6 protein-coding genes are annotated in these 7,835 nt (G+C 39.3%); 3 read left to right on the top strand and 3 right to left on the bottom strand.

Going from position 1 to position 7,835, the window contains the following annotated elements:
* The 3 genes from fbaA to B2V92_RS04760 all read left to right on the top strand — a co-directional run.
* Window positions 1–640, top strand: a 640-nt coding sequence (gene fbaA / locus B2V92_RS04770; RefSeq protein ID WP_293305177.1) for a class II fructose-bisphosphate aldolase, incomplete at its 5' end; no start/stop codon positions are given.
* Between the two features lie 141 nt (window positions 641–781).
* The gene (locus B2V92_RS04765) at window positions 782–1,288 is read left to right on the top strand and encodes a low affinity iron permease family protein (RefSeq protein WP_293305175.1); all 507 of its coding nucleotides are present in this window, start codon (window positions 782–784) and stop codon (window positions 1,286–1,288) included.
* Entirely contained in the window at window positions 1,263–1,685 is a 423-nt protein-coding gene (locus B2V92_RS04760; protein WP_293305173.1) for a GNAT family N-acetyltransferase, read from the top strand. The genes B2V92_RS04765 and B2V92_RS04760 overlap by 26 nt, the downstream gene beginning before the upstream one ends.
* 128 nt (window positions 1,686–1,813) lie before the next feature.
* Here B2V92_RS04760 and B2V92_RS04755 read toward each other — a convergent pair whose 3' ends face one another.
* The 3 genes from B2V92_RS04755 to secDF all read right to left on the bottom strand — a co-directional run bounded on the left by B2V92_RS04755 (window position 1,814) and on the right by secDF (window position 7,488).
* Entirely contained in the window at window positions 1,814–2,674 is an 861-nt protein-coding gene (locus tag B2V92_RS04755; RefSeq protein WP_293305171.1) for a hydroxymethylglutaryl-CoA lyase, read from the bottom strand.
* 293 nt (window positions 2,675–2,967) lie between these two features.
* On the bottom strand, window positions 2,968–4,287 hold the full coding sequence (locus tag B2V92_RS04750; RefSeq protein WP_293305170.1) for an NAD(P)/FAD-dependent oxidoreductase: 1,320 nt from the start codon (window positions 4,285–4,287) through the stop codon (window positions 2,968–2,970).
* A 219-nt stretch (window positions 4,288–4,506) separates the two neighbouring features.
* The gene (gene secDF / locus B2V92_RS04745) at window positions 4,507–7,488 is read right to left on the bottom strand and encodes a protein translocase subunit SecDF (RefSeq protein WP_293305169.1); all 2,982 of its coding nucleotides are present in this window, start codon (window positions 7,486–7,488) and stop codon (window positions 4,507–4,509) included.
* Window positions 7,489–7,835 lie beyond the last annotated feature (347 nt).

Genomic DNA, 7,835 nt, shown 5'->3' with positions numbered 1-7,835 from the left:
TGAAGAAAACATGGAAATTTCTGCAAAATATTTTGAGCGCATGGCAAAAATGAACATGACAATCGAAATTGAGCTTGGTGTAACCGGTGGTGAAGAAGATGGTGTGGATAACAGCGATGTAGATAGCTCAAAATTATATACCCAACCTAGTGAAGTAGCTTATGCTTACGAAGAATTGAGCAAAGTTTCTCCTCGTTTTACTGTAGCAGCTGCTTTCGGTAACGTACATGGTGTTTATAAACCAGGTAACGTGAAATTGCAACCGGTGATCTTGAAAAATTCTCAGGATTTCATCAAAGAAAAATTCAATTTAACTGCAGAGAAACCGATCAATTTCGTTTTCCACGGTGGTTCTGGTTCTTCACAGGAAGAAATCAGGGAAGCAATTTCTTATGGTGCGATTAAAATGAATATTGATACCGACATGCAGTGGGCATTTTGGGAAGGTATTTTAGAATATTACAAAAAGAATGAAGCTTATCTTCAAGGCCAGATCGGTAACCCTGATGGCGATGATAAACCAAACAAAAAATATTACGATCCACGTGTATGGTTGCGTAAAGCAGAAGAAACATTTGTTAAACGTTTAACACTTGCTTTCGAAGATTTAAACTGCGTAAACGCAAACGATAAACTTTAAATATGAACATTTTTAAATGCTGAACTTACATTCAGTCATTTAAAAATCAATCATTCAGTAATTAAACAAAGCGCCATAGGTTTCAAAAACTTATGGCGCTTTTGTTTGTTTTATGGTTATATTTAAGCAAACAAATTTGTAATGGCAAAATCTAAAAGCGACACCAGGAAAAATAATTTTTTTGAGAAATTTGCCAATGCGGCAACCAAGTTTACCGGCAGTTCTGCTGCATTTATCAGCGCAACGGCAATTGTGGTAATTTGGGCGTTAAGTGGCCCGATTTTCAATTATTCTGAAACCTGGCAACTGGTAATCAATACGGGTACTACAATTATCACCTTTTTAATGGTTTTCCTGATCCAGAAAGCACAGAACAAAGATGGTAAGGCAATCCAGTTAAAACTTAACGAACTAATTGCGGCGCAACAGGGTGCAAGTAACCGGATGGTTGATATTGAAGACCTGAGCGAGAAAGAATTGGATCAGTTGCATAAATTTTACGTTACGATTGCTACACTTGCCAAAAAAGAGGCCGATATTCATTGCTCGCACTCGATAGATGTAGCCAAAGAGCTAAATGAATTGAAATTAAAATCGAATAAACACTTTAAACACCACGATAATGAGTCTGCACGTTCAAAAAGTTAACCATCCCGAAGATTTAGATAAAGTATTTGCTATCCGTAAAATTGTATTTGTAGACGAACAGAACTGTCCGCCCGAATTAGAATGGGAGCATGAAGATGAATCAACACATTTTCTGGCCTCAAGCAACGGACAACCTTGTGGTGCCTGCAGATGGCGTAAAACCGATGCCGGTTATAAACTGGAGCGTTTTGCTGTATTAAAAGATTTCAGGGGGCAGGGTGTAGGGCGTGCATTAATCGCCGAGGCTTTATCCGATCTGCCTGAAGACGCGCACTATATTTATTTGAACTCGCAATTAGATGCAATGAGTTTATATGCAAAATTTGGATTTGTAGCCGAAGGAGATCAGTTTGAAGAAGCTGGTATACAGCATTTTAAGATGGTTAAGAAGGTTTAATAGTTTTTAATTCCATCGTCATCTCGACCGGAACGCAGTGGAGCGGAGAGATCTATCTCGAGACAGATTTCTCGACTTCGTTGCACTTCGCTCGAAATGACGAGTTTGGGAAAGAATTAGCAAAAAAATCACCCAAATACCTTTCCCGATAAAGCAATCGCCTCAGCCCAATTACCCATATCAAGGTTTAAACTTTCTCCCTGCGCATTTAAAAAGCTGATTACGTCTTCGGTCGCGATATTGCCGGTGAGGTCGTCAGCCGCCATTGGGCAGCCTCCAAATCCTTTTAAAGCAGCATCAATACGTTTAACACCCGAATGATAAGCCGCTTCTATTTTTTCGAAACGTTCGACAGGAGTGGAGTGTAAATGGATCCCGATTTCAGTATGGATATACCTCGAAATGAGCTTGGGTAATATGCTTTCAATTTTTTCGGGTGTAGAAACGCCAACCGTATCTGCCAAAGATAAAATTTCTACACCTTTGCTTACCAGAACATCGGCCCATTTTTCTACAATTTCGTAATTCCACTCGTCGCCGTAAGGGTTTCCAAAACCCATTGATAAATAAACGACTGCTTTTTTATTGTTTTTTGCGCATAAATTAAGCATTTCTTCAACAGTAGTTAAAGATTGTGCAATGCTGGAGTTGGTATTGCGCTGCTGAAAGGTTTCGGAGATAGAAAAAGGGAAACCAAGGTAATCGATCTCCTGATACTTTACAGCGCTTTCTACGCCCCTTAAATTGGCTACAATGGCCAAAAGCTTGGTTGAAGTGTTACTTAAATCTAATTTTGCCAAAACTTCTGTTGTATCAGCCAATTGAGGAATCGCTTTAGGCGAAACAAAACTGCCGAAATCGAGTGTATCAAAGCCTACCTGAAGCAAAATATTTAAATATTCGGCTTTAAGGTTCGTAGGAACAAAATCGTGCAGCCCTTGCATGGCATCGCGCGGGCATTCTACTAATTTGAATTTATTTTGGCTCATATTTTTGGCTAGAGAAACTTTTAGCAAAGTAAGGAAAGATTTGGTAACTCTGGTTCATGGTCGATGGTTTTATGGTTCATGGTTTATTAGTTCATGGGGCATAGTCAGATGGTTGATAGCCATCATGCGTTATGATCTTCCCAAATCAATCGAATTAACGGCTAGATTATGAATCAGAAAACAATCATGATCAATAAGGCCATCGCTATAGGGAGTGAGACCATGAACCAACAAACCATTAACCATGATCAATAAGGTGATCGCTAGGTACCAATGAACAATTAACAAATGAACTAATGAACCTCTTTCGGAACTTCCTCTCTATAATCAACGCTTCTATCTTTGGCAAAAGTTCTGATAATCAAGCGCGTTCCGCGGTCGTAGCTGAAATAACTCCAGATCCAGTTTACAAAAACAATAATTTTATTACGGAAGCCTACCAATGTCATTAAGTGTACAAACATCCAGGTAAACCAGGCAAAAACACCCTGAAAACGGATTTTACCGATATCTACCACTGCTTTATTTCTTCCTACGGTGGCCATTGATCCTTTATCGAAGTATTTAAATTTCTCCAAAGGTTTATTCTCCTGGATATTGAGCAGGTTTTTGGCCAGGTGATGTCCTTGTTGAATAGCAGCAGGAGCAACCCCAGGGTGACCGTTTGGTGTTTCCTCATCGATAATGGCCGCAACATCTCCAATGGCATAAATATTCTGATAACCTGCCACCAGATTTTGGGTGTCAGTTTTTAATCTTCCACCGCGAACTACTTCAGCCTGATCTAAACCAGCTAAAACTTCACCTTTAACACCGGCACTCCAGATTACCGTAGAACTTAAAATGGGCGCTTTATCCTGCAAGGTAAGCGTATGCCCATCATAACCAAGTACACGCGTTTGGTTCATTACCTGAACGCCCATGTCGGTAAGGAAATCTTTTGCTTTTTTCTGTGCCTGTGGAGACATTACACCCAGCAGTTCCGGAGAATTCTCTACAAGATAGATATTTACCCTGCTGAGATCCATCTCGGGATAATCGTTCGGAATAACGTGCTTTTTAAGCTCTGCAATAGCTCCAGAGGTTTCTACACCTGTTGGACCGCCGCCCACCACTACAAAGTTTAATAACGCGCTTTTTTTATCGAAATCTTTTTCGATCAGTGATTTTTCGAAATTCTGTAAAATCAAACTCCTTAAATCCAGTGCTTCGGGGATTGATTTCATCGGCATTGAATTGGCCTCGATTTCTTTATTGCCAAAGAAATTACTGGTAGAGCCGGTGGCGATAACAAGATAATCGTAGTTAACCCTGCCTATATCGGTCTGTAAACAGTTTTCTGCAGCATTTACCTCTGTAACCTTGGTTACGCGGAAAATGAGGTTTTTTTGTCCTTTAAAAATCTTACGTAAGGGAAAAGCGATAGAATCGGCTTCCAAACCGCCTGTGGCTACCTGATAAAGCAGTGGTTGAAAAGTGTGATAGTTATGTTTATCGAGCATAACCACCTGAAAAGGCTTGTTTTTTAATCGTTTAGCTAACTCAATCCCGCCAAATCCACCGCCAACAATAACTACTCTAGGGTATTCGCTTTTAGGAAGTTGTAAATCCATTTTCGTATCGGTTTATCTATTGCTAATGTAACAAAAAGATAGCCAAAAGGTTTAAAAAAGGAGGTTTTGGCAGCTATTTCGGAGGAATAACCAATATATAACGCTGGTATGACGAAGGAGATTTTTAAACCTGGTAGGTTTTTAAAACCTATCAGGTTTTGCACAAAAAAAAGCGCCCCGATTGCTCGGAGCGCTTATATATTTTAAGATTTTTGGATCTTATTTTTTCTCTGCAGAACTACCCAAATCGATTACGATAGGAGTAGAGATACATAGTGATGAATAGGTACCAATGATACGGCCGATTAACAAGGCGAAAATGAATCCTCGGATGCTATCGCCACCAAAAATGAAGATGACCAATAATACGAAGAATACGGTTAATGAAGTTAAAATGGTACGGCTTAAGGTACTGTTCAACGCGAAATTGATCAGGTTGTTGCGCTCTTCGCCATGTAAATCTTCTTTACCAGCTTCTTTTAATTTCTCACGGATACGGTCAAATACAACAACTGTCTCTGTCATGGTGTAACCCATTACCGTTAAAATTGCTGCGATAAAATCCTGACCGATTTCTAATGAGAACGGCATAATACCATCTAAAATAGTGTAGAAAGATAATACCATTAAAACGTCGTGGAATAATGCGATTACCGCACCTAAACCATACTGCCATTTTTTGAAACGTACTACGATGTAGATAAACATGAATAAACATGAGATCAATACTGCGTAGAATGCGCCGTTTACGATATCACTTGCGATAATAGGAGTTACTTTCTGCGAGCTTACGATTTCATATTTAGAACCTGCCAAACCTTTGTTTAAAGCATCTTCTACAACTTTATCAGTTTTAATGTCCTGATCTTCGATGTGGAAAGTAGTGGTGATTTTAACCTGACTGTCTTCGCCGGCAGTTTTAACCTCTGGAGTTTCGTTACCGAAAACCGGGGTTAATTTAGATTTTAAATCTTCGGTGCTTACGGCTTTATCGAAGTGAACTAAATAAGTTCTGCCACCTTTAAAATCAACACCAAGATTTAAACCACCGTTTTTGAAGTACATACCAATACCGGCCACAATGATGATGGTAGAGATGATGTAGTAAATTTTACGACGGCCAACAAAGTTAAATGCTAAGTTTTTAAATGCATTACGGGTTAAGCTGTTATCGAAGTTGATTTCGATTTTGCGATCTAAGAACGATTGGAAAATTACTCTTGAGATGGCTACAGCAGCAAATAATGACGAAAGGATACCGATACACAATGTAGTTGCAAAACCTTGTACCGGACCACTACCAAAAACATAAAGGATAGCACCTAAAATGAATAAGGTAACGTTTGAGTCGATAATTGAAGGCATTGCGTGTTTGAAACCTTCTTTAATGGCAGCAGCAACGCTTTTGCCATGAGCAAGTTCTTCACGTACACGTTCGAAAATAAGGATGTTTGCATCAACCGATAAACCAATGGTTAATACGATACCGGCGATACCAGGTAAGGTTAACACAGCGCCCAATGATACCAAAATACCGATTACGAAGAATAAGTTGATTAACAATGCGAAGTTAGCAACCCAACCAGCACGATGATAATACAACGCCATGAAGATCAGAATTACGATAAACGCAATTACGAAAGAGATTAAACCATCGTGGATAGCTTGTGCACCCAAAGTTGGACCAACAATATAGCTACCGGCAATACGTGCAGGAGCAGGTAATTTACCAGCTTTTAAGATGTTTGATAAATCTTTGGTATCTGCCTGTGTAAAGTTACCGGTGATAGAAGAAACACCGCCAGCAATTTCGTTCTGTACTGTAGGTGCAGAATAAACCTGATTATCCAATACAATAGCGATTGATTTTTTGTTATTCGGATCAGCAGCAGCTTCGGCAGTAATTTTTTTCCACTTAGCAGAACCTTCGCTGGTCATGTACATGGTTACCTCTGGTTTACCTTTTTGATCGAAGTCGGCACGCGAATCGCTGATTGCTTCACCACCTAAATCAGGTTTGCCATCTGCACTTACCACTTTAATGGCATACAGTTCGAAAATTTTAGAACCTTCCCTTGGTTTAACGCTCCACATAAATTTCATCGTAGATGGAATTGCAGCAGCAACCTCAGGCATTCTTAAATATGCATTAACTTTTGCAGTATCTTTTTGTAACGACATACCAACAACTGCACCTGGCATTAATTGTTGCTGTCCGTTTTGTCCCTGATAAATAGGAAGGTTAAGAACTGCGTAAAGCGGGTTAGATTTTAATAACTCAGCTCTAACCGCTGTAGAATCTTTTTTACCTAAACCGGCAAGTTTACCGCCTTTAGCTGTAGTATCTTTAGTAGCGGCTTTTTCTAAACCGGCTAATTTACCACCTGCAGCCGGAGCAGCGGTTGTATCTTTAGTTGCAGGAGCATCAGCTTTTAATGTTGCAGCTAAGGTTTTATTAATGTTTTCTAACAAAGGTGCAACTTCCTGTACCTGGTATACCTGCCAGAACTGTAATTCTGCAGAACCCTGTAAAAGTTTAGCAATACGCTCTTTATCCTGCACACCTGGCATTTCGATAAGGATACGGTTACTACCTTCTTGTTTTTGCATGTTCGGACTTACTACTCCGAAACCATCAATACGCGAACGTAATACTGTAAACGAACGATCGATAGCGCTGGTTGCTTCTTTTTCTAAGAAAGATTCAACGTCGCCATTGCTTGCGTTTGGTTTTAATTGCGATGCGTTATCCTGATTTGAGAAGAAATCAGCAAGTTTTACACCTGGACTTAATTTTTCAAATTCATTAACGAAAATTTTGATGTAGTCTTTACCACCAGCGTTTAACTGGATCTGTGCGTTTTGAACTGCTTTGTTAAAGTTTGCATCGGTAGGGTTGCCCGCTAACGATTTAACCAATTCAGCTAACGATATCTCCATCGTTACGTTCATACCGCCTTTTAAGTCAAGACCTAAGTTAATTTCTTTCGCTTTAACCTCGCTGTAAGTAAATCCAACAACTGGATAAACTTTCTCGGTACTCATCGAATCTAAGTAAGCCTTTTCTTTGGCTAAGTCACCTTTCGCATAGTTTTTTGCGTCTTTTTCTACCTTGGATGCTACCAAAGTAAAAGAAAGTGCATACGCACAAACGATAGCCAATACTATCGCTATAAACTTAATAAAACCTTTTCCTTGCATTGTTTGTTTAAAATAATTTTGTCTTTCGCTGTTTTTTAACAAGTCGGCAAATCTAATTAAATTTTTAAATTATAGAACCCCTTAATTGATAATTTATTAAGATTAATTTCCAACATGGAATTATCGCTGCTGAATCTCAACGTTGAAGTAGTTTCAAAGCATATTATACGTTGATTTATTAAGAAAGCAATTACTGTGATTTTTGGACTTGATTCGAGGTAGCTAAGGTTCCCAAGCCCATAGAAAAAAGAGAGGCATCAACCGTCAGTTTTAGTTCGCAGCCGAAGAAAGCGATCATTTTAGCTCCATTGTCCAACCCGATCGGCATGCTGAATTTATTTCAGCAT

The sequence above is a fragment of the Pedobacter sp. UBA5917 genome, assembly GCF_002432345.1.
In the GTDB taxonomy this organism is placed as follows: domain Bacteria; phylum Bacteroidota; class Bacteroidia; order Sphingobacteriales; family Sphingobacteriaceae; genus Pedobacter.
This window is presented reverse-complemented; position numbering and strand designations above follow the sequence as displayed.